The organism is Kitasatospora sp. NPDC059146, from assembly GCF_042786665.1.
In the GTDB taxonomy this organism is placed as follows: Bacteria; Actinomycetota; Actinomycetes; order Streptomycetales; family Streptomycetaceae; genus Kitasatospora.
Genome location: NZ_JBHZCY010000002.1, coordinates 169,694 through 189,866, shown reverse-complemented (window position 1 = coordinate 189,866; position 20,173 = coordinate 169,694). Strand labels below are relative to the sequence as shown.

At 74.4% G+C, this 20,173-nt stretch carries 14 protein-coding genes and 1 rRNA gene; 8 read left to right on the top strand and 7 right to left on the bottom strand.

Features of this window, described 5'->3' with window-relative positions; translation table 11 throughout:
• A 16S ribosomal RNA gene (locus ACFXPX_RS01630) occupies window positions 1–60 on the bottom strand; the annotation flags it as partial.
• 745 nt (window positions 61–805) lie between these two features.
• Here ACFXPX_RS01630 and ACFXPX_RS01625 point away from each other — a divergent pair.
• Window positions 806–1,552: a G1 family glutamic endopeptidase gene (locus tag ACFXPX_RS01625; protein ID WP_380639126.1), complete on the top strand. Its 747-nt coding sequence runs from the start codon at window positions 806–808 to the stop codon at window positions 1,550–1,552.
• A 34-nt stretch (window positions 1,553–1,586) separates the two neighbouring features.
• On the opposite strand, the gene ACFXPX_RS01620 is transcribed toward ACFXPX_RS01625, so the two are convergent.
• Entirely contained in the window at window positions 1,587–2,213 is a 627-nt protein-coding gene (locus ACFXPX_RS01620; RefSeq protein WP_380639124.1) for a hypothetical protein, read from the bottom strand.
• A 204-nt stretch (window positions 2,214–2,417) separates the two neighbouring features.
• Here ACFXPX_RS01620 and ACFXPX_RS01615 point away from each other — a divergent pair, with 204 nt between their 5' ends.
• The 7 genes from ACFXPX_RS01615 (at window position 2,418) to ACFXPX_RS01585 (ending at window position 13,560) form a co-directional block, all read left to right on the top strand.
• Window positions 2,418–3,659 carry an MFS transporter gene (locus tag ACFXPX_RS01615; protein WP_380639122.1) on the top strand — a complete coding sequence of 414 codons (1,242 nt, stop codon included), beginning with the start codon at window positions 2,418–2,420 and terminating at the stop codon, window positions 3,657–3,659.
• Window positions 3,656–4,801, top strand: coding sequence for an aminotransferase class V-fold PLP-dependent enzyme (locus ACFXPX_RS01610; RefSeq protein WP_380639120.1), 1,146 nt, complete (start codon window positions 3,656–3,658; stop codon window positions 4,799–4,801). The genes ACFXPX_RS01615 and ACFXPX_RS01610 overlap by 4 nt, the downstream gene beginning before the upstream one ends.
• A gap of 304 nt (window positions 4,802–5,105) precedes the next feature.
• Window positions 5,106–7,634, top strand: a complete 2,529-nt coding sequence (locus ACFXPX_RS01605; RefSeq protein ID WP_380639118.1) for a hypothetical protein — start codon at window positions 5,106–5,108, stop codon at window positions 7,632–7,634.
• Entirely contained in the window at window positions 7,631–9,067 is a 1,437-nt protein-coding gene (locus ACFXPX_RS01600; protein ID WP_380639116.1) for a leucyl aminopeptidase, read from the top strand. Before ACFXPX_RS01605 ends, ACFXPX_RS01600 begins: the two co-directional genes overlap by 4 nt.
• Before the next feature lie 135 nt (window positions 9,068–9,202).
• Window positions 9,203–10,330, top strand: coding sequence for an NADH:flavin oxidoreductase (locus ACFXPX_RS01595; protein WP_380528524.1), 1,128 nt, complete (start codon window positions 9,203–9,205; stop codon window positions 10,328–10,330).
• Between the two features lie 89 nt (window positions 10,331–10,419).
• Window positions 10,420–11,391 (top strand): carbohydrate kinase family protein, encoded by a 972-nt coding sequence (locus tag ACFXPX_RS01590; RefSeq protein ID WP_380528526.1) that lies wholly within the window; start codon window positions 10,420–10,422, stop codon window positions 11,389–11,391.
• Window positions 11,392–11,436: 45 nt separating this feature from the next.
• Window positions 11,437–13,560, top strand: coding sequence for an HAD-IIB family hydrolase (locus ACFXPX_RS01585; protein WP_380587278.1), 2,124 nt, complete (start codon window positions 11,437–11,439; stop codon window positions 13,558–13,560).
• 54 nt (window positions 13,561–13,614) lie between these two features.
• Here ACFXPX_RS01585 and ACFXPX_RS01580 read toward each other — a convergent pair whose 3' ends face one another.
• The 5 genes from ACFXPX_RS01580 to ACFXPX_RS01560 are packed head-to-tail and all read right to left on the bottom strand — an operon-like array spanning window position 13,615 to window position 20,129.
• Window positions 13,615–14,385, bottom strand: coding sequence for an SDR family oxidoreductase (locus tag ACFXPX_RS01580; RefSeq protein ID WP_380407332.1), 771 nt, complete (start codon window positions 14,383–14,385; stop codon window positions 13,615–13,617).
• A 32-nt stretch (window positions 14,386–14,417) separates the two neighbouring features.
• The gene (locus ACFXPX_RS01575; protein ID WP_380639113.1) at window positions 14,418–17,372 is read right to left on the bottom strand and encodes an amino acid adenylation domain-containing protein; all 2,955 of its coding nucleotides are present in this window, start codon (window positions 17,370–17,372) and stop codon (window positions 14,418–14,420) included.
• Window positions 17,373–17,410: 38 nt separating this feature from the next.
• Window positions 17,411–18,235, bottom strand: a complete 825-nt coding sequence (locus ACFXPX_RS01570) for a mycofactocin-coupled SDR family oxidoreductase (RefSeq protein WP_375890312.1) — start codon at window positions 18,233–18,235, stop codon at window positions 17,411–17,413.
• Entirely contained in the window at window positions 18,226–18,990 is a 765-nt protein-coding gene (locus ACFXPX_RS01565) for a thioesterase II family protein (protein WP_380587269.1), read from the bottom strand. Before ACFXPX_RS01565 ends, ACFXPX_RS01570 begins: the two co-directional genes overlap by 10 nt.
• Entirely contained in the window at window positions 18,984–20,129 is a 1,146-nt protein-coding gene (locus ACFXPX_RS01560) for a tryptophan 2,3-dioxygenase family protein (protein ID WP_380528537.1), read from the bottom strand. The genes ACFXPX_RS01565 and ACFXPX_RS01560 overlap by 7 nt, the downstream gene beginning before the upstream one ends.
• Between the last annotated feature and the right edge of the window lie 44 nt (window positions 20,130–20,173).

The window sequence follows — 20,173 nt, the reverse complement described above, 5'->3', positions numbered from 1 at the left end:
TTGCATGTGTTAAGCACGCCGCCAGCGTTCGTCCTGAGCCAGGATCAAACTCTCCGTGAATGTTTACTCGGCCCCACAATCAAGCAGGGCCGGTCGACACCCGCGTTGAGCGGCACGGCAACCACCGGAATAGGGCGGCCCCGCGCACTGCGTCCTCGCTAGTGTTTGTTTCAAAAGGAATCTCCAACCCCGATCAGACGATCGAGGCCGGGGATGTCAACATATCTGGCGTTGACTTTTGGCACGCTGTTGAGTTCTCAAGGAACGGACGCTTCCTTCGGACCGCCTTCCAGCGGGCCCTCCGGGCGCTTCGTTCTTTCGTGTTTCCAGCTTATCAGAAGTTTTCCGCTCCGTTTTCCGGGGCTTCGTCATCCAACTCGCTGGTGTCTTCTGCGGCTTGACGCCCCGTCCGACGTTTCAAACTCTAGCCGACCCTCGCTCCGAAAAGCGAATCCAGCCGCAATCCGATAAAACGCACATGCCACATAAGCACCGAGCCGAGACGCGAAAAGCGAAACGGCAGGCGCAGACCTGACGCGGTGTTTCAAGGGATTGGCCGCCCCGGGACCGTCCGCGCCGATGCGTGTCCGGTGCTCCCTGCCGAGCGACTGGGAGACAGTACCCCCGTCCGGCCCCCGGGACAAACTCGGCTCGTCAGGCCCGGCCGACCGCCCGGGCTGGGCCGGGCTGGGCCGACCAGGGGAATCCGGGGACCGCCGCCGCTTCGTGGCCCGTCGCCCAGGGCCTCGGCCGCTAGCTTTGTCGACGCTTGGTCAACTCCCCTCGAACACCCCAGGGACCAGCCATGTCCAAAGCCCTTCGGCGCACCTTCGTCGCCGCCACCTCCCTGCTGGCGCTGCTCGCCGGCGCTTCGCCCGCCCTCCCCGCCCAGGGCACCTTCCTGGCCCCGATCGCCGAGCACCACCACGACAGCTCACTGATGTACGGCACCAGCAGTAACTGGTCCGGCTACGCGGCCACCGGCGGCAAGTTCACCAGCGTCAGCGCCGAGTGGGTCCAGCCGACCGTCACCTGCACCAAGACCGACACCTGGTCCGCCTTCTGGATCGGTCTCGACGGAGACGGCAGCAAGACGGTCGAACAGATCGGCACCGAGGCGGACTGCTCGGGTGGCACACCGGTCTACGGGTCCTGGTACGAGATGTACCCGGCCTACCCGGCCTATTTCAACAACGCCGTGCACCCCGGCGACCACTTCACCGCGAGCGTCACCACGACCGGCAACGGTGTCTTCAACCTCACCCTCCGCAATGTGACGAGGAACTGGAGCCGCAGCATCGCCAAGTCGTTGAAGAGCGCGACCCTGGCCTCCGCCGAGGTGATCGCCGAGGCACCGTCCAGCAGCACCGGCGTCCTTCCGCTCGCCGACTTCGGCACCGTCGGGTTCACCAACGCCAAGGTGAACGGGAAGAGCCTCGGCGCCTCGAACCCGTCGGTCATCGACATGGCCACGAAGGACGGCGTCACCAAGGCGACCACCTCCGGAATCACCGACGGCACCGCGTTCTCGGTGACCTGGAAGCACAGCTGACCGATCCCCCGGCGACGCCTGACGTCCACAACCGTCAGGCGTCGCCCGTCAGCCGTCGGCCCCGCTCCAGGAAGTCCAGCAGCCCGCCGGCGCCACCGAGCCCGTGGACCGTCCGGGCGGCGCCGAACGGCGCGTTCCAGAACTCCCCATGCCGCCGCTCGTGCGGGCCGACGTAGGCGTACGGCTCCGCGAGGAACGCGTCCCCGGGCGAGAGGCCGTAGTTCACCGCGTCGACGGTGATCCCCAGGTCGAAGTGCTCGGGCCAGATGACCGGCTCCTCCGTGGGGAACAGCTCCCGCAGCGCCGCCTCGCCGAGCGCGAAGCAGTGCGCGAGCCACCGGGCCGCGGCCGGATCCACCTCGATCGGCCGGTCGGCGGCGACGCCCGGACCGTCCCGGTACACGCCCTCGGGGGCGCCGACGCCGAGCCCCAGGGCCGCGCCGAGCGCGACGCAGCTGGTCCGTTCGAGCGACACCGCCCGCCCGCGCCCCACCAGCTCCGCGCCCACCACCCGCAGCCCGGGTTCGGCCACCGTCCCGAACCCGCCCGGGCGGGCCCGCAGCCGGATCGTCCCGCTCGCCCGGTACTGCGGCCCGGCCAGCACCAGCTCGGCCACCGCGTGCAGGGAGCGACGGGTCCGTACGAGCGTCTCGGCGTCCATGGAGGCATCGTCTCCCGGGAAGCGGGTCCGCGCACGGTCCTGCACCGTCCCGACAATCACCCCGACCACCACCGGGGCGCGGCCGGAGAGGTCCACCGGGAGGCCCACCACACGGTGCGGAGTTCTCATCGAACTACCTCTTGAAAGTGGGGGGTTGGTGAGGGAATCATGACAGCCCTCACACAACCGGGGAGTTGAGACCTCATGGGCGCCGTGGCGGCCGGCACCGGAACGGCACGGCGGACGGCCGCGGCGAGTCGCCGTCAGCTGGCGGTCCTCCTGACCGCCAAGACGATCTCGGACGTCGGCTACGCGCTCGACTTCATCTGTCTGTCCGTCTTCGTCTGGGAGCTCGACCACTCGGCCCTGGACACCGGGCTGGTCAGCGTGGCGCTGTACGCGGGCGCGATCGCGGGCGGGCGGCTCGGGCACCGCTACGGGGACCGCTGGGACCGCCGCCGGGTGATGATCGGCGCCGACCTCGCCCGGTCGCTCATGCTGGCGCTGCTGGCGGTGCTGCCGGCGGGCGCGCAGAACTGGTGGCTGTACCCGGCGGTCATGGTGATCGGCAGCGGGCGGTCGGTCTTCGAGGCCACGCTGTCCGCCGCCACGCCCGTGCTGGCCGGACCGCGCACCCCGTCGGTGAACAGCGCGCTGGCCGGGCTCAAGGGGGTGGCCTTCATGGTCGGCATGGGCCTCGCCACCGTCCTGGTCCCCCTGGCCGGGTACCGCTGGGTGTTCGGGCTGGACGCGGCCAGCTACGCGGTCTCGGCCGCGGTGCTGCTCGCGCTGCGCCTGCGGATGAGGGAGCCGGACGGCCCGGCCGCCGGAGCCCGGGAGCGCGCCGGCGCCTGGCCGTTGCTGGTGGCCGCGGGCCTGGCCGGCCTGGTCGCGCTGCGCGGACTGGACGCCTTCGGCAGCGCCTCCCAGCACGTCGGACTGCCGCTGCTGGGCAGCGAACTGCGCCCGGACGAGCCCGCCGTGGTCTCCGGTGCGGTGTGGGGCGGTTGGGCGGCCGGGCTGCTGCTGGCCAGCTTCGTGCTGCGGCCCCTGGCCAAGCGCATCGTCGACCGCGCACCGGCCCCGGTGTACTGCGTGGCCACGATGGTGATGTCGCTGGGCTTCATCGGTGTGTTCTGGCTCGACGGCTGGTGGCCGCGGCTGCTGGCGGCGGCCGGGGCCGGTCTGGGCGACGCACTGAGCGAGATCACCTACAAGCAGTCCCTCCAGCAGCTGCCCGACGGGCGGCGGGGGCGGGCGTTCGGGCTGTCCCAGATCACGGTCAACGCGGGCTTCATGTCCGGTCTGCTCGTCACGAGCCTGGTGCTGCAGCCGGCCTGGGTGGCGCAGTGGGTGCTGCTGCTGCACGGCGTGCCGCTGCTGGTGGCCGGCTGGATGGCGGTCACCGCGACGCGGGCCGTCCGCTCGGCCGGGGCGCTCTCGTGAGCGGGCCCCGCCCGCCGGCCGGCACCGCGAACGGTGAGATCTACCTGGACTACGCCGGGCTCGGCCGGCTCCGACCGGCCGCCGTCGCCGCGATGCGCACCGCCGTGGACGAGGTGCTCCCCTACGGCAGCGCCAGGGTCGGGCCCCTGTTCGGCGCGCGGAACGCCGCCCGGCGGTCCGTCTCCCGGCTGCTCGGCTGCACGCCCGACGAGGTCGCCCTCGTCACCAACACCTCGACCGGCATCCACCTGGTGGCCGACGGACTGGACTGGCGCCCGGGCGACCAGGTCGTGCTGTTCGACCGGGACTTCCCGGCCAACGTCCGACCCTGGCTGCGGCTGCGCCGCTTGGGGGTCGAGCCGGTCTGGGTGCCGATGCGGGACGGCGGCTACCGGATCGAGGACGTGGCGGCGGCCCTCGGGCCGGCCACCCGTCTCGTGGCGGTGAGCCACGTCAACTTCGCGACCGGCTTCCGCTGCGACCTCGACCGGATCTGCGCGTTGGCCGCCGAGGTCGGGGCGCTGGTCTGCGTGGACGCCGTGCAGAGCTTCGGCGCGCTGCCGCTGTCGGTGGCCGACACCCCGGTGGACTTCCTGGCCGCGGGCGCGCACAAGTGGCTGTGCGGACCGCCGGGCACCGGGGTGTTCTACTGCCGGGCCGACCGGCTGGAGCTGCTGCGCGCCACCCCCACCGGCTGGTTCGGCCACCAGGGCGCCGCGGAGGTGTCCAAGGGGCCGGGGCACCTGCGCTACGACCTGCCCGAACGGGCCGGGGCGGCCAGGGTCGAGGGCGGGATGTACGACCTGGTCGGCATGGCCGGGCTCGCCGCCGCGCTGGCCGAGCTGGAGGAGACCGGCATCACCGCGGTCACCGGGCGGGTGCGCACCCTGGCCGACCGGCTGCGCGCCGGGATCGGCGAGCTCGGCTACGACCTGGCGCTCCCCCCGGACGGCACCGGGCACTCGGGCGTCGTGAGTTTCACCGGCCACCGGACGGACGGGGTGGAGATCGTCCGGAGATTGGCGTCGGCCGGAATACACGTTTCCGTTCCGGACGGCTGGGTCCGGGTTTCCCCGCATTTCTGGACGACCGACGGAGAAGTGGCCGAGATCCTCTCGGAGCTTGCCGCGCAGAAGCCTTGACGACGCCGTTCCGGTTCCCGAAGAATATCGCCCAACCGCTTCGCCGGACCGGATATCCGGTCCGGCCCGTGAGAAGAGAGGGGTGGCGAAATGGCTTACGAGACCTGGGAGTCCCTGGAGGACGAGGTCGAGATCAGCACTGGTGCGGCGGACTGCTGGACCTGTCTGATCGACGACGCCGGCGTCTGATCCCGGCGCTCCACGCATGCCCCGCGAGGGAATTCCGGTCCGTCCGGATATTCCGTCGCGGGGCATGTCGCCGATCGCCCGGTGGCCGACTCCAGAAAAGCAGAGGAATGACCGCGTGAACCGTTGGGAATTCAGTCACGGAATCGTCGGGGTCAACGCACCGAGTTGGCTCACCTTCGAGGTGCACCGCCCGTACTTCGACGGTGCCGAATCACCGGCCACCGCCGTCCAGGCACGGTCGGCGGTCCTGGCCGCCCGGCGTTTCGAGAATCCCGCTCCGGGCGCGCTGCGGTTCGGCATGACGATGCCCGCGAGCTACCGCCGGCTGCTGGTGCAGGAGTCCCGGCTGACCGCCTACCGGGCGGTGCTCCCGACCGACCTGCCCGACGAGCTGGCCTCCCCCGCCTGGCGGCGGATGACCGAGGCCTACCGGCGGCACGCCGAACTGGACCAGGTGGACCGGTCCGGGCTCGCGCACTGGCTGGTCGCGGTCTGCCTCCCCGCCGCGGTCCTGGAGGTCGTCCCGGAGGACCTCGACCCGGCGGCCTGCCGCGACCAGGTGACGGCGGGCGTCCAGGCCGCCCGCGCGGCCGCCCTGTTCGGCTCCGAGGGCCTCTCCGAGCGGACCACCGCGGCCTACCGGGTGCTGGCCGAGAACCCCGCGCCCACGGTCGCCCACGTCCAGGCGGTGGCCGCCTGGGGCTACCTGCTCGCCCGGCACGCCGGGAACGACTCCGCCGCGCCGCTCCTCCTCGACCGTGCCCGGGAGCTGCTCAAGGAGGTCGCGGGCGAGCTCACCCCCTTCACCCACACCGTCCTGACCGCCCGGCTGGCGCTGCGCGAGGTGATGTACGCCGAGCGGCAGCGGGACTTCGGCGGCGCCCGGGCGCTGCTGGCCGACGTCCGGGCGGGCGTCGCCGAGCTGACCGCACCCGACCGGGACGACGCACTGGTCCTGCTGGAGACCCGTCGGCGACTGCTCGACCGGCACCTGGAGATCGCGGTGCGGATGGGCGACACCGAGGCCGAGCGCACCGCCGTCGAGGAGGGCCTGGCCCTCGATCCGTGGGACGTCAAGATCCGGATGCAGGCGGCGCAGGCCCACGAGCGCGCCGGCGCGCACGAGCAGGCGCTGGCCGGCTACCTGCACGCCGCCCGGCTCGGCCCGTTCGGCACCGGCTTCGCGCTGCTGCGAGCCGCCCACTGCGCGCGCGAACTCGGGGACACCGAGTTCGCGCGGGTGCTCAACGAACGGGCCTTCCGCGCCGCACCGCGCGCCGCCGCCACCCGGGACGCGCTGCTGGAGGCCTGCCGCGAGGACGGCGACCGGCCGCTGGAGGAGCTGACCGGGCGCGCCGCCACCCGGGACCGGGAGCGGCCGTACGCCAACAACTGGCACTACCGGATGTACGCCTCGTACTTCAACCTGGGCGAGTCCGAATCCCCCGGCCTGTACGCCCGACTGCCCAGCCTCGCCTACGAGTTCGCCGAGCGCGGCGGCGAACGGGCCGAGGTCAACTGGCAGCGCCTCATGCCGCCGGCCTTCCGGGGCAACCTGATCCGCGAGTCCGGGCTGACCGAGTTCGCGGTCGACCACCCGGCCGATCTGCCCGAGCACCTGCGCACACCGCGCTGGAACCGGCTGTGCGAATGGCTGGAGGACTTCGACCGCTGCGACCCCGAGCGGCGCCGGCAGGTCGCCATGGTGCTGTACCGGCTCGGGTTCACCAAGCTCGTCCTGGAGCTGGTCCCGCCCGTACCGGTCGACCGGCTCCGGACCCCGGCCGAACTGCGCCTGCACCACTGGCGCGACCTGGTGCGGTACGTCGCCTCGGTCGGCGGAACAGTGGCCGCACCGGAGACCTCCTTCGCCATCGCCGGACATCCCGAGTGCCCGACCCACCTGCGGTTCGTCATCGCCGTGGTGGCGGTGGTGTTCCACGCCCGCGAGACGCGTTCGCAGGAGGAGGCGGCGCGCTGGCGGGAGATCGGCGCCCGCGCCCTGGAGGAGCTGCTGGCGGACCCGGACCGGTCGGCGTTCGAGAAGACGATGATGGAGAGCCGGTTCTACCGCAGCGTCAGCTTCGTCCCGTTCATGGCCGAGGACCGCGCCTGGCTGGCCCGCGACATGGACCGCGCCGAGGAACTGGCCCGGGCGGTGCCCGCCGAGGGGCCGTACCAGGAGTTCCTCAAGCGGGAGAACCTGCGGGCCTGCGTGGAGAGCCGCTCCAAGGAGTGCTACGCGTTCGGCGAGGACGACCGCGGTGACCTCCTGGTCGCGGAGGCGCTGGCCCTGGACCCGTACGAGCCCAAGACCCACATCGAGGTGGCGGAGGGCCTGCTGCGGCGCGACCGCCCCCGGGAGGCGGCCGACAGCTTCCTGCGGACCGCCCGGCTCGGCCCGGTCTCCACCGCGTTCGGCTACGCGGCCGCGGCCGAGTGCTTCCGGCGGGCCGGCCGGCCGGTCCTGGCCGAGGACTGCTACCTCCAGGCCCTCAGGGTGGACCCGTACGCGATCTCGGCGGCGCGCGGCTGGGCGGCCGTCGGTGCGGCCGACGGCATGGCCGAACTGGCCAGTGCCTACCTCGCCGACCTGGAGGCCTGGGGCGCGGCCCGGCGCGCCGCCCGACGGGAGCGGGCGTGAGCGTCACCTGGGTGCTGCGCCCCGAGCCCGGCCCGGGGGCGGAGGCCGTCGTGCGGCCGGTGCGGGTCGGCGAACTGCCCGCCGACCTGCCCGCCGCGTTCCTCACCGGCACCGGGTTCAGCGGCGAGGTGGGCGAGGTGCTGCAACTGCCCGGCACCCCCGTGACCGTGCTGCTCGGGGTCGGGCCGCGGGACCGGACCGACCGGGACGCGATCCGGGCCGCGGCGGCCGGACTGGCCCGGGCCGTCGGCGCCTACCGGCGGCTGGCCGTCCACCCGCCGGGCCCGGACCTCCGGCCGCTGGTCGAGGGGTACCTGCTCGGCGGGTACCGGTTCACCCGGTACCGGAGCGGCGCGGCCGCGCCGACCGACCAGCTCGTCGAGGTGCTCACCCCCGGGACACCGGACGCCGCGCGCGGCCTGTTCGAGGGCCGCAGGCTGGCCGAAGCCGTCCTCCTGGCCCGGGACCTGGTCAACGAACCGGGCGAGGCCCTCACCCCGACCGTGTTCGCCGACCGCGCGGTCGAGCTCGCCGCGGCGACCGGTCTGGAGTGCGAGGTCTGGGACGGCCGCCGGATCGCCGACGAGCGGCTGGGCGGACTGCTCGGGGTCAGCCGGGGCTCCCTGGAGCCGCCCAGGCTGGTCAAGCTGGGCTACCGGCCGGACGGCCGGGCCGACGGTACGGCAGGGGCCGCACGGATCGCGCTGGTCGGCAAGGGCGTCACCTTCGACGCCGGCGGCCTGTCCCTCAAGCCCAACGCGCAACTGGCCGGGATGAAGGCCGACATGGCCGGGGCGGCCGCCGTCCTCGGGGCGATGTCCGTCCTCGACGCGCTGGACTGCCCCGTCGCGGTGGACGCCTGGCTGCCGCTCACCGAGAACATGCCCAACGCCGACCCGATCCGGGTCGGCGACGTCCTGGTGATGCGCAACGGCACCACCGTCGAGATCTGCCACGCGGACGCCGAGGGACGGCTGATCATGGCCGACGCCCTGGTCCTGGCCGGCGAGACCGGGCCGCAGGCGATCATCGACATCGCCACCCTCACCGACGCCGCCGCGATCGCCCTGGGCCGCCGGGTCGCCGCGCTGATGGGCACCGACGACACCCTGGTGGAGCGCCTGCGCGCGGCCGGCACCCGGGCCGGGGAGCCGCTCTGGCCGCTGCCGCTGCCCGACGCGTACCGGCCCCAACTCCGCTCCCGGATCGCCGACCTGGTCAACTACACCCTCGGCACCCGGCACGGCACCGCGCTGCTCGCCGGCCACTTCCTGCGCGAGTTCGTCCCGCCCGGCATCCCCTGGGCCCACCTCGACATCCAGGGCACCGCCCTCGCCGACGGGACCGACGCGGAATGGGTCGCCGGCGCCACCGGCTTCGGCGTCCGCACCCTGGCGGAGTTCCTCACCGGCCACCCCCACCCGCCCGTCTGACCGTCCGCCCGCGCGGAGTGGCGTGGATCACGCCGGGATCCGGGCGGAGGGCGAAATGCGGGGGCCGCCGCGGTGGTTGGCACCGGCGATCACCGCTGACCCGGCGCACCCCACCGCTACCCGCGAGGAAACCCCATGACCGTCACCGAGCCTTCCTCCTCCCGCGCGGCCGAGATCCTCTCCCGGCCCGTCACGATCAACGGGCTGACCGTGCCCAACCGCATCGCCATGGCGCCGATGACGCGCCAGTTCTCCCCGGGCGGCGTCCCCGGCGAGAACGTGAGCGCCTACTACGCCCGCCGCGCCGCCGCGGGCGTCGGCCTGATCGTCACCGAGGGCACCTACGTCAACCACGAGTCCGCCGGGCAGAGCGACAGCATCCCGCGCTTCCACGGCGAGGAGCAGCTCGCCGGGTGGGCCCGCGTCGCCGCCGAGGTGCACGCGGCGGGCGGCACCATCGTGCCGCAGCTCTGGCACATCGGCATGGTGCGCAAGCAGGGCGAGCCGCCGGTCGCCGACGCCCCGGCCGTCGGCCCCTCCGGCATCCGGCTCGACGGCACCGAGGGCACCGGCCGGGCGATGACCCGGACCGACCTGGACGCCGTCATAGCCGCCTTCGCCGAGGCCGCCGCGGCCGCCGAGCGGATCGGCTTCGACGGCGTCGAGCTGCACGGCGCCCACGGCTACCTGCTCGACCAGTTCCTGTGGGCCGGCACCAACCGCCGCACCGACGGCTACGGCGGCGACCCGGTCGCCCGGACGAAGTTCACCGCCGAACTCGTCGCGGCCGTGCGCGCCGCCGTCTCCCCCGAGTTCCCGGTGATCTTCCGCTACTCGCAGTGGAAGTCGGAGAACTACGACGCCCGGCTCGCCGAGACCCCGCAGGAGCTGGAGTCGATCCTCGCCCCGCTCGCCGAGGCGGGCGTGGACGCCTTCCACGCCTCCACCCGCCGCTACTGGGTCCCCGAGTTCGACGGCTCCGACCTCAACCTGGCCGGCTGGACCAAGAAGCTCACCGGCCGCCCCACCATCACCGTGGGCTCCGTCGGCCTGGCCGGCGACGTCATCGCCGCCTTCGCCGGCGAGGGCTCCGACACCCAGGGCATCGACAACCTCCTCGACCGCCTGGAGCGCGACGAGTTCGACCTCGTCGCGATCGGCCGCGCCCTGCTCCAGGACCCGCAGTGGGCCGCCAAGGTCCTCGGCGGACGCTTCTCCGAGCTCCGCCCCTACGACGCCGCCGCCGTCCGCACCCTGAGCTGACCGGCAGCGGCGCCGGTCGCGGCGGCGACACCGGTGGGGGATCGGCCGATCCCCCCGCCGGTGCGCGCCCCGCGCCGTATGCTCGCCGGATGGAGACGAACGGGTCCTCACCTCCGTACGAAGTCCTGGTGGCGGGGCCGTACTTCACCGATCTGGTGTTCCACGGCCTGGACCGGCCGGTGCGGCCGGGTACCGAGGTGTTCGCGGACGGCTTCGGCCTGGTGCCGGGCGGCGCCTACACCCCGGCGATGGCACTGCACCGGCTCGGCCGACGGGTGGTGTGGAGCGCGGACTTCGGCACGGACCCGTTCAGCGCCCACGTCCTGGCCTGCGCCCGGCAGGAGGGCCTGGACGGGGCCGCGTTCCGGCGGCACCCGTTCCCGGTGCGCAGTCTGACCGTCGCCCTGGCCACCGAGGGCGACCGGGCGATGGTCAGCTTCCAGGACCGGGTCGACCCCGAGCCGCTCGCCCCGCTGCTGCGGCGGTTCCGCCCCCGGGTCCTGCTGCTGCCCCAACTGCGCTGGGACGAGGGCACGCTGGCGGCGTGCCGGGCCGCGCGGGAGCTGGGCGCCCTGGTGGTCATGGACTGCCACGACACGCCCGCGAGCCTCGACGACCCGGCCGTCCGCGCCGTCCTCGCCCTGGTCGACGTCCTCACCCCGAACGACGGTGAGGCGCTGCGCCTCACCGGTGCCGACGGCCTGGACGAGGCGGTCGACCTCCTCGGCCGCGTGGTGCCCACCCTGGTGGTCACCCGGGGCGCGCAGGGTGCCACGGCCGTCCGGGACGGCGAGCGCCACGACATCCCGGCCGCCCGGACCGCCGCCGGGGCCGCCGGCGTCGACCCGACGGCGGCGGGCGACTGCTTCACCGCGGGCCTGGTACACGGGCTCCTCGGCGGTTGGGACCTGCCCGACTGCCTCGCCGCCGCGTCGCTCTGCGGGGCCGCGGCAACCACCGGCCCCGGCTCGGGATCGGCCCTGCGCGCCGAGGAGCTCGACCGGCTCCTCGACCGCCGCCCCGACCGGGGCGGCCCCCGAACTCCGCTCGTAGCACCATGAGATGAACACTTCACCACCCGGCGTGATCGTGTTAGCGTCCGTCGGATGTCGAGGATTCTGGTCACCGATCTGGACGGCACCCTGCTCGGCGGCACCCCGGACGACCGGCGTCGATTACGGGACGCCCTGGCCCACCACCCCGAGGTGGTCACGGTCTTCGCCACCGGACGCGGCCTGGCCTCGATCCGCCAGGTGCTCCGCGACCCGCTCGTCCCCCGCCCCCGGTGGATCATCGCCGACGTCGGCGCCACCGTCCTGGACGGCGCCGACCTCACCCCCGTCGACCCCGTCCAGGACCAGCTGCGGGCCGGCTGGCCGGGCCCCGAGCGGGTCCGCGCCGCACTGCTCCGCTTTCCCGCACTCGCCTACCAGCACGGCGTCCACCAGGACGGGCGGTGCTCCTACCACCTCCCCCCGGACGGGCTCACCGGGGAGCTCACCGCGGCCGTCGAAGAACTCGGCTGCACCTGGGAGTACTCGGCGGACCGCTACTTCGACGTCCTGCCGCCCCACGCCTCCAAGGGCGACGCCCTGCGCGCCCTGGCCGCGAAGCTGGGCTGGCAGCCCGACGAGATCCTGGTCGCCGGCGACTCCCTCAACGACCTCTCGCTGTTCCGCGCCGGCACCCACGCGGTGGTCGTCGACGGGGCCGAACCCGCCCTGCTCACCGCCCTCATCGGGAACCCGCTGGTCCAGCGCCCGGGCCTGCCCGGCGCGGCCGGCATCCACGCGGCGCTCCGCACCCTCGGCTGGACCTCCCGCGGGGCCGACCACGGCATCGGGGCCGAGGCCGCCACCGAACCGCCCGTCGGCCGGCACTCCCTCGTCGTCGCCTACCACCGCCCGCCGCTGCACTGGAACGGCGAGAGCTGGCAGCCGCCCGACAGCCCCAACGGCATCCTGCCCACCCTGAGCAGCGCCTTCGCCGACGACCTGCCCGGCGTCTGGGTCGCCGCCCGCACCGGGCGCGACCGGCAGGCGCCGCTCCCGCACCCCGCCTCCGCCCCGCCCCTGGCCGCCGTACCCGTCGACCCGGCCACCTGGAGCGGCTACTTCCACCGGGCCTGCAAGGAGACGCTCTGGCCGGTCCTGATGTCCGAACCGGACCGGGCCGTCTTCGACGAAGGCGCGTGGGCCGACTACCGCACCGTCAACGCCCGCTTCGCCCGGCACATCAGCGCCCAGGCCGCCCCCGGCGCCACCGTCTGGCTGCACGACTACAACCTCTGGCTCGTCCCGGGCCTGCTCCGCCGGGCCCGCCCCGACCTGAGGACCGGGCTCTTCCACCACACCCCGTTCCCGGACCCGGAGACCTTCGCCGGCCTCCCCGTCGCCGCCGAACTCCGCTCCTCGCTCGCCTGCCTCGACTGGGCCGGCTTCCACACCGAGGCCTTCGCCGACCGCTTCCGCCGGACCCTCGCGGGCCTCCCCGGCCCGCCGCGCACCACCGTCCACCCGCTCGGCATCGACCGGCCGGCCGTCGAACGGCTCGCCCGCCTGCGCGCCCCGCACCGCCGCCCGGACACCCGGCGCGTCGTGCTCTCGGTGGAACGCCTCGACTACGCCAAGGCCCCGGTCCAGAAGGTCGACGCCGTCGACCGCCTGCTCGCCCGCCGCCCCGATCTGCGCGGCCGGCTCGTCTTCCGCCTGGTCTGCCCGCCGCCCGAGCCCGGGATCACCGCGTACGAGAGCACCCGCCGGCGCCTGGAGCGACGCGTCGCCGAGACCAACTCCCGCTGGCGCAGCGGGTCCTGGCAACCGGTCGACTACCGGCCGCACCGCCTCTCCACCGCCGAGGTGGTCGACCAGTACCTCACCGCGGACGTCCTCTGGATCACCTCGCTCCAGGACGGCATGAACCTCACCGCCAAGGAGTTCGTCGCCGCCCGCGCCGCGTTCCCGGAGCACCGGGCCGACCCGGGGGTCCTCGTCCTGTCCCGCCACACCGGCGCCGCGGCCGAACTCGGCGAGGCCGCCCTGCTCACCGATCCGCACTCCCCCGAGGACCTCACCGCCGTCCTCGCCCACGCCCTCGACCTCTCCCCCGCCGAGCGCCGCACCCGGATGGTCCGGCTCTCCGCCCTCCTCGGGCACAGCCGTCCCGCCGACTGGGCCCACGAGATCCTGCGCGCCATCCGCAGCGGCGCCCACCGGGGCCCGGCCGCCTGACGCGCCGTCGCCCCGGCCCGGGCGGCACCGGGGCCGGGGCGGCGGGGCCGGGGTTCACGGCTGGAAGCGGATCCCGCCGTCGAAGCGGATCGTCTCGCCGTTCACGTAGTCGTTCTCGATCAGGAAGCGCACCAGGTGCGCGAACTCCGCGGCCCGGCCGGCCCGCTTGGGGAAGGGGACGGGCGCGACCAGCTTGGCCTTGAACGCCTCGGCGGCCTCGCCCTCGCCGTAGATCGGCGTGTCGATGATGCCCGGGCAGATCGTGTTGACCCGGACGCCGACCGCCGCCAGGTCGCGGGCGGCGGGCAGGGTCAGGCCGACGATGCCCGCCTTGGAGGCGGCGTAGGCGACCTGGCCCGTCTGGCCCTCCAGCGCCGCGACGGACGCCGTGTTGACCACCACGCCGCGCAGGCCGTCGGCGTCGACGGGCGCCGTCCGGGCGATCCGCGCGGCGCCGATCCGCAGCAGGTTGAAGGTGCCGACCAGGTTGACCCGGACGACGTTCTCGAACTGGCCGAGGTCATGCGGGGCGCCGTCCCGCCCGACCGTCCGGGAGGCCCAGGCGATACCGGCGCTGTTGACGATGACGCGCAGTGGGAGGCCGGTGTCGACGGCGGCCTGGACGGCGGCCTCCACCTGCGCCTCGTCGGTCACGTCCGTCCTGACGAAGAGGCCGCCGACCTCGTCGGCCAGCGCCTTGCCCGGCTGCTCGCCGAGGTCGGCGATCACCACCTTGACGCCGTGGGCGGCCAGTTCGCGGACGGTGGCCGCGCCGAGTCCGCTCGCGCCGCCGGATACCACCGCGGAGATCCCGTTCGTGTCCATGGCTCGCAGTACCTTCTTCCAGGATCGGTTGGTCAGGGCCGGTCGGTGCCGGGCGCGTCGCGCCGGGCGGCGACGAGCCGGATGAACGTGTCGGCGGTCGAGTTGCGGTAGAAGTCGCGGGGCGCGATCCTCGGCAGCCCCCGCTCCTGCAAGGACCTGAGCACCCGCAGCACCAGCAGCGAATTGCCGCCCAGCAGGAAGAAGTTGTCGGCCATGGACACCTCGGCCCCCAGGTGGTGGCTCCAGACGCCCAGGACCTCCGCGGCGAGGTCGTCGGTCGCGGCCGTACCAGTCGCGGTGGCGTCGGCCCGACCGGCGGCGGCCGGTGGCGGGAGCCGGTCGAGGTCCGGCTTGCCGTTGGTGGTGAGCGGGACGGCGGGGATCCGGGTGAGCGTGGCGGGGACCATGTAGTCGGGCAGGATGCGGCGGGCGCTGTCGAGGATCCGTGCGGTGTCGGCGTCCCCGGCCTCCTGCGCTTCTCCGGCCAGGACGACGTAGGCGTCGATCCGGCTGCTCGCCGGATCGTCGGGAGCCGCCGCGGTGGCGACGACGACGGCCTCGCTCACCGCCGGGTCGGCCGCCAGCACGGCCCGGATCTCGCCCGGTTCGATCCGGTGCCCGCGGATCTTGACCTGCTGGTCCAGCCGTCCGAGGTGGTCGAGGCTGCCGTCGGGGCGCAGCCGCCCCTGGTCCCCGCTGCGGTAGAGGCGTTCGCCCGTCGCCTCGTCGGTGACGAACCGCTGGGCCGTGAGCTCCGGCCGGCCCAGGTAGCCCGCCGCGAGTCCGGCGCCGCCCACGTGGATCTCGCCCGCCGCCCCCGGTGGCAGGACGCGTCCCCGCGCGTCCCGGACGGAGACCGACCAGCCGGGCAGGGCGCGTCCGACCGAGCGGGAGCCGGCGACCACCTCGGCCGGGGTGATCGTCTGGGCGGTCACGTGCACGGTGGTCTCGGTGATGCCGTACATGTTCACCACCCGGCACCGGGTCGGGGAGTGCCCGGCGAACCAGGGGGCGAGCAGCGCCACGTCGAGCGGTTCGCCGCCGAAGACCAGCAGGCGCACCGACAGTTCGGCCTTCGCGGCCCGGTCCGCGCGGACGAGTTGGGCGAAGGCCGACGGGGTCTGGTTGAGGACGGTGACCCGCTGCTCGACCAGGAGCCGGTGGAACTCCTCGGGGTCGCGCGCCGTCCAGTGCGGGACGACGACGAGGCGTCCGCCGCTGAGCAGGCAGCCCCAGGTCTCCCAGACCGAGAAGTCGAAGGCGGTGGAGTGGAACAGCGTCCAGACGTCGTCGGGGCGCAGCGCGAAGTCCGGACCGGTCGCCGCCAGCAGGGCGGTCACGTTGCGGTGCGGGACGACCACGCCCTTGGGGCGGCCGGTGGACCCGGACGTGTAGATCACGTAGGCGTCGTCGGCGGGGGTTCCCGGCCGTCGGTCGCCGCCCCAGCCGGGCACGCCGAGGGCGCTCAGCTCGTCGAGGCCCACGACCCGGACGTCCGCGACGGCGGGGAAGGACTCCGCGCCGGCGACGACGAGGGGCAGTCGCGCGTCCTCGACGACGTACCGCAGCCGGTCCGCCGGGTAGCGGACGTCCATCGGGACGTAGGCGCACCCGGCTTTCAGGATGCCGAGCATCGCGACGACCACCGAGGCGTCGCGGTCCAGGCAGACACCGACCTTGCTCCCCGGGGCGACTCCGAGGGCGTGCAGGCCTGCCGCGACCCGGTCGGCGCGCTCGTCGAGCTGTCCGTACGTCAGCTCTCCGTGTTCGTCGGTCAGCGCCACCGCGTCGGGGCGTCGGCGGGCCGCCTCCTCGAAGCAGTCGTCGATCCGCCGGTCGGCGCCGGGGCCGGGGGCCCGGCCGGCGCCGCCCCGGCGCAGGACCCGGGCCGTCTCCTCCGGGGTCAGGGGCGGCAGCGTGGCCGGGACGGTCGTGCCGGAGTCGGCCGCGAACCGTGCGGCCAGCCGCTCGACCGAGGTGCAGAAGGTGTCGGCCACCTCCGGGGCGAGGACGCCCTCGTCGAACCAGCAGGACGCCTCGGCCGTGCCGTCGGGGTGTTCCAGGAGGTGCACGGTGATCGGGAAGACGGGCGTCAGGCAGGGCAGGTAGGTGCAGCCGTCCCAGGCCTCGGCGTGGACGACGCCGACCGCCGGGAGCTCCGGCCCGGGGGCCGGACCGGGTGCGAGGTCGGTTTCGGGTCCGGGTGCGGCGAGTCGGTCGGCGACGCTCTGCTCCTCGTCGATCTTCCGGGTGCTCAGGCGTGCGCGCTCCGCTCGTCCGCGTGCCACGTCGAGGTGCCCGATCGTCACGGTCTCCGTTCCGGCGTACCGGGCGACGGTGAGGGCGAGGGCCTCCAGGAGCAGCCGCGCGGTACGCGGTCCCCGGCCGGCTCCGGGGCCGGGCACGGCGAGCGGGCGGGCGCTGACGGTACCGCCGCGGTGCCGGTCCCCCAGGCCCCAGTCGGCCGGGGCGGGCGCGGCCCACGGGGTGGACGGGGTGGACGGCGCGGACTGCGCGTCGGCGGACGGCGGCTCCACCGCCGCCCCGGTGAGCAGGGCCCCGGCCAGCTGCTCCAGCAGGGCGCGCGGGACGAGGTGGCGCAGGGCGACGAGCACCAGGTCCGCGGTTCCGTCGGCGTACGTCAGCCGGACGGCGCGGAGCGGGGAGCGTTCGTCGTGGACCGGGCGCAGCAGCTCCCGCCGGGCCCGCGCGGCGGCCCCCGGGTCGTCCCGGGTGGTCGCGACCCTGGTCTCCCAGAGCCGGGGCGAGCCGAGTTCCGGCAGACGGCGGGCGGCCTGCGCCAGCCGTCGGCCGGTGTCGTCCGGGCCGGGCGTGCCGGGCAGCCGGGCGATCACCCCGTGGCAGGCCCGCCCCTGCGCGGGCAGCCGCAGGCCGGACGGCAGCCCGGGGTGCGCCCGGTCGTGGCCGGTGCCGGTGGGCGGTCCGGCCACGGGTGGGGGCGGCGTCGCTTCGGTCTGTGCAACCACGGTCGGCCTCCTGCCGAGCTCTGGGCGGTCCGGTGCCGTCACCGGGTGACGAAGCCGCCGTCGACGGTGAGGACCGTTCCGGTCACCCGGCGGGAGTCGTCCCCGGCCAGCCAGAGCGCCGCCCCGGCCACGTCGGCGGGTTCGACGAGCGCGTTCATGGGCTGGTCGCGGAGGAAGGCCTCCTCGTGGCCCTCCGGCGGCAGGTCGAGGGAGCGGGCGATCTCGGTGAGCATCCGGCCCTCGACCAGCGGGTCGTCGCGCACCGAGCCGGGGCAGAGCGCGTTGACCCGGATCCGGTGGGGCGCGTAGTCCAGGGCCGCGGCCTTGGTCAGGCCGATGAGTCCGTGCTTGGCGGCGACGTACCCCGCGAAGTAGCGGTAGCCGACCAGTCCGGCGGTCGAGGAGACGTTGATGATGCTCCCGGACCCCTGCTCGACCATCCCCGGCGCGACCGCCCTGATCATCCGCCAGGCGCCGGAGAGGTTGACGTCCAGCATGAGCGCCCAGTCGCGCTCGCTGGTCTCGTGCACCGGGCGGCCGGACGGCGCCGCGATGCCGGCGTTGTTGACGAGCACGTCGATCCGGTGGAAGCGCTCCAGCGCCCGGCCGACCGCCTCCTGCACGCCCGCCGGGTCGCGCAGGTCGACCGCGGCGGTGACGACCGCGCTGCCGTGCTCCTCGCACAGCTCGGCCGTGTGGTCCAGCTGGCTGCGGCTGCCCAGCGGGTAGTCCACGCCGTCCAGGTCGCCGGCGAGGTCGAGGAGCACCAGGTCGGCGCCCTCGCGGGCGAAGCGGAGGGCGCACGCGCGGCCGAGCCCGCGGGCCGCTCCCGTGATCACGGCGGTCCGGTCCGTCAGCTGCATGTCCGCGCTTCCTCCGTCCCCTGCCCGGTGCGGCCCCGGGCGACGGCCCGCAGCAGGGCTTCGGGCGAGTCGACCAGGTACATGTGGCCGCCGGGCAGTTCGAGGTAGCGGAACTCCCTCTCGGTGACGTCCTGCCACTGCCGGGCCTGCGCGGCGGTGACCAGGTCGTCCTCGGCGCCCCGCAGCGAGGTGACCGGGACGCGCAGGGGCTCGGTCGTGCTCGGCGCGTAGTCCTCGTGCATGGCGACGTCGGCGCGGAGCACCGGCAGCAGGACCTCCCGCAGGTCCGGGTCGTCGAAGGCCTCGTGCCGGTAGCCGGCGAACTCCTGGACGCGGGCCAGGAATTCGGTGTCGTCCAGCCCGGTGGCGCGGGCCTCGCGCCCGTTCGACGGGCCGGGTGAGCCGCTGACGTACAGGTGCTCCGGGCCGCCGTCGCCCTGCCGGTCGAGGGCGAGCGCGATCTCGTAGCTGAGCACGGCGCCGAGGCTGTGGCCGAGGAGCGCGAACCGCCGGCCTTCGGTGAGTTCGGCGATCCGGGGGGCGAGCAGGGCGACGGCCTGGGCCACCTCGGTGAGCGGTTCGTCCAGGAACAGCTCCTCCCGCCCGGGCAGTTGGACCGGCAGCACCGTCAGGCCGGGCACCGCGAGGTCGGCCCAGGCGCGGTAGAAGCCGGCCCCGCTCCCGGCGAAGGGCAGGCACACCAGGGTGAGTCGCTCGGTCGGCATGGTCTCCTCGTTCTCTCCGGTGGTCAGCACGTGAGGAAGGTCCGGACGCCCCGGGACCGCTCGGGTGCCGGAAGGCCCCGCTTCTCCACGAACCTCTTGAGGTAGTTCGCGCCTTCGGTGCCGCCGGAGCCGGTGAGCTCGGGGGTCAGGTACCGGACGGCGAAGCCGTAGTGGCGCCCGCGCCAACGGCGGAGCACCCGTAGCAGTGCGTCGAGGTGGCGGTCCATCTCGCCGTCCCCGGCGGCCCGCACCCGGGCGCCCTGGGCCTGCCACTCCTCGGCGAGGACCCCGCGCAGTTCGGCCAGGTGCCCGTACTCCGCGAGGACCTTCTCCTTCTCCGGGTCCAGGCCGTAGAGCACGATCTCCATGGCGTGGTAGTTCATGGACTGCACGGCGCTGGCGTCGCCGGTCTCCGCCCGGAACTCCATGAAGCGCTCGGGCGACATCGTCCACAGCGCGCTGAACACGCCGTTCAGCAGTTCGGCCGTCAGCACGGCCTGGCGGAGCCTGGTCCGGGCCTCCCGCCGGTCGCCCGCGCAGGTCTCGGCGGCCCGCAGCACGAGGGCGCGGACCAGGAAGAAGACCATCTCGCAGGCGTGCACGGAGCGCAGGAAGAGGTGCTCGTCGTGCTTGTCGGACTGCGGGAAGCCGGTGCACTCGGCCAGCACGAAGCGGTTCCAGCGCGCCCGCGGGTCGCTCTCCCGGGCGCGCAGCGCCTCCCCCAGCGGGACCGCCCCGGCCGGGTCGAAGGTCAGTTCCGCCACCCGGTCGAGCGGGGCCCGCAGCCGCTGCTGCCGCTCGGCCGAGGTCGCGGGGTCGATCGCTCCGGCCGGGGCGGCCCGCTCCACTGCGAGCAGGGCGGTCAGTGAGACCGCCAACGCCTCGGCGGCGCCGGTCAGTTGGTCGTCCGGCCGCTGGTCCAGGAACCAGTCGAAGACGTGCAGGTCGGTGTAGCGGTAGTACCTCGGTATGTCCGTCGTCCGGCTGAACGGCCGGGTCAGCAGTCCGAGCAGTTCCGCCTCGCCGTCCGCCTCCCCGTCGGCGGGCGCCGGGGGCCGGTCGTGGTACCCGGCCAGCTCGTCGAGCCGTTCGGGTGCGAGCGCCGCGCGGCCGCGCTCCCGCTGGATCCTGACGATGTGTGCGCAGTGTTCCGGTAAGCGCGGTTCCACGGGGTCACCTCCGGTGGTTCGACGAGGGATTGGGGCCGGGCTCC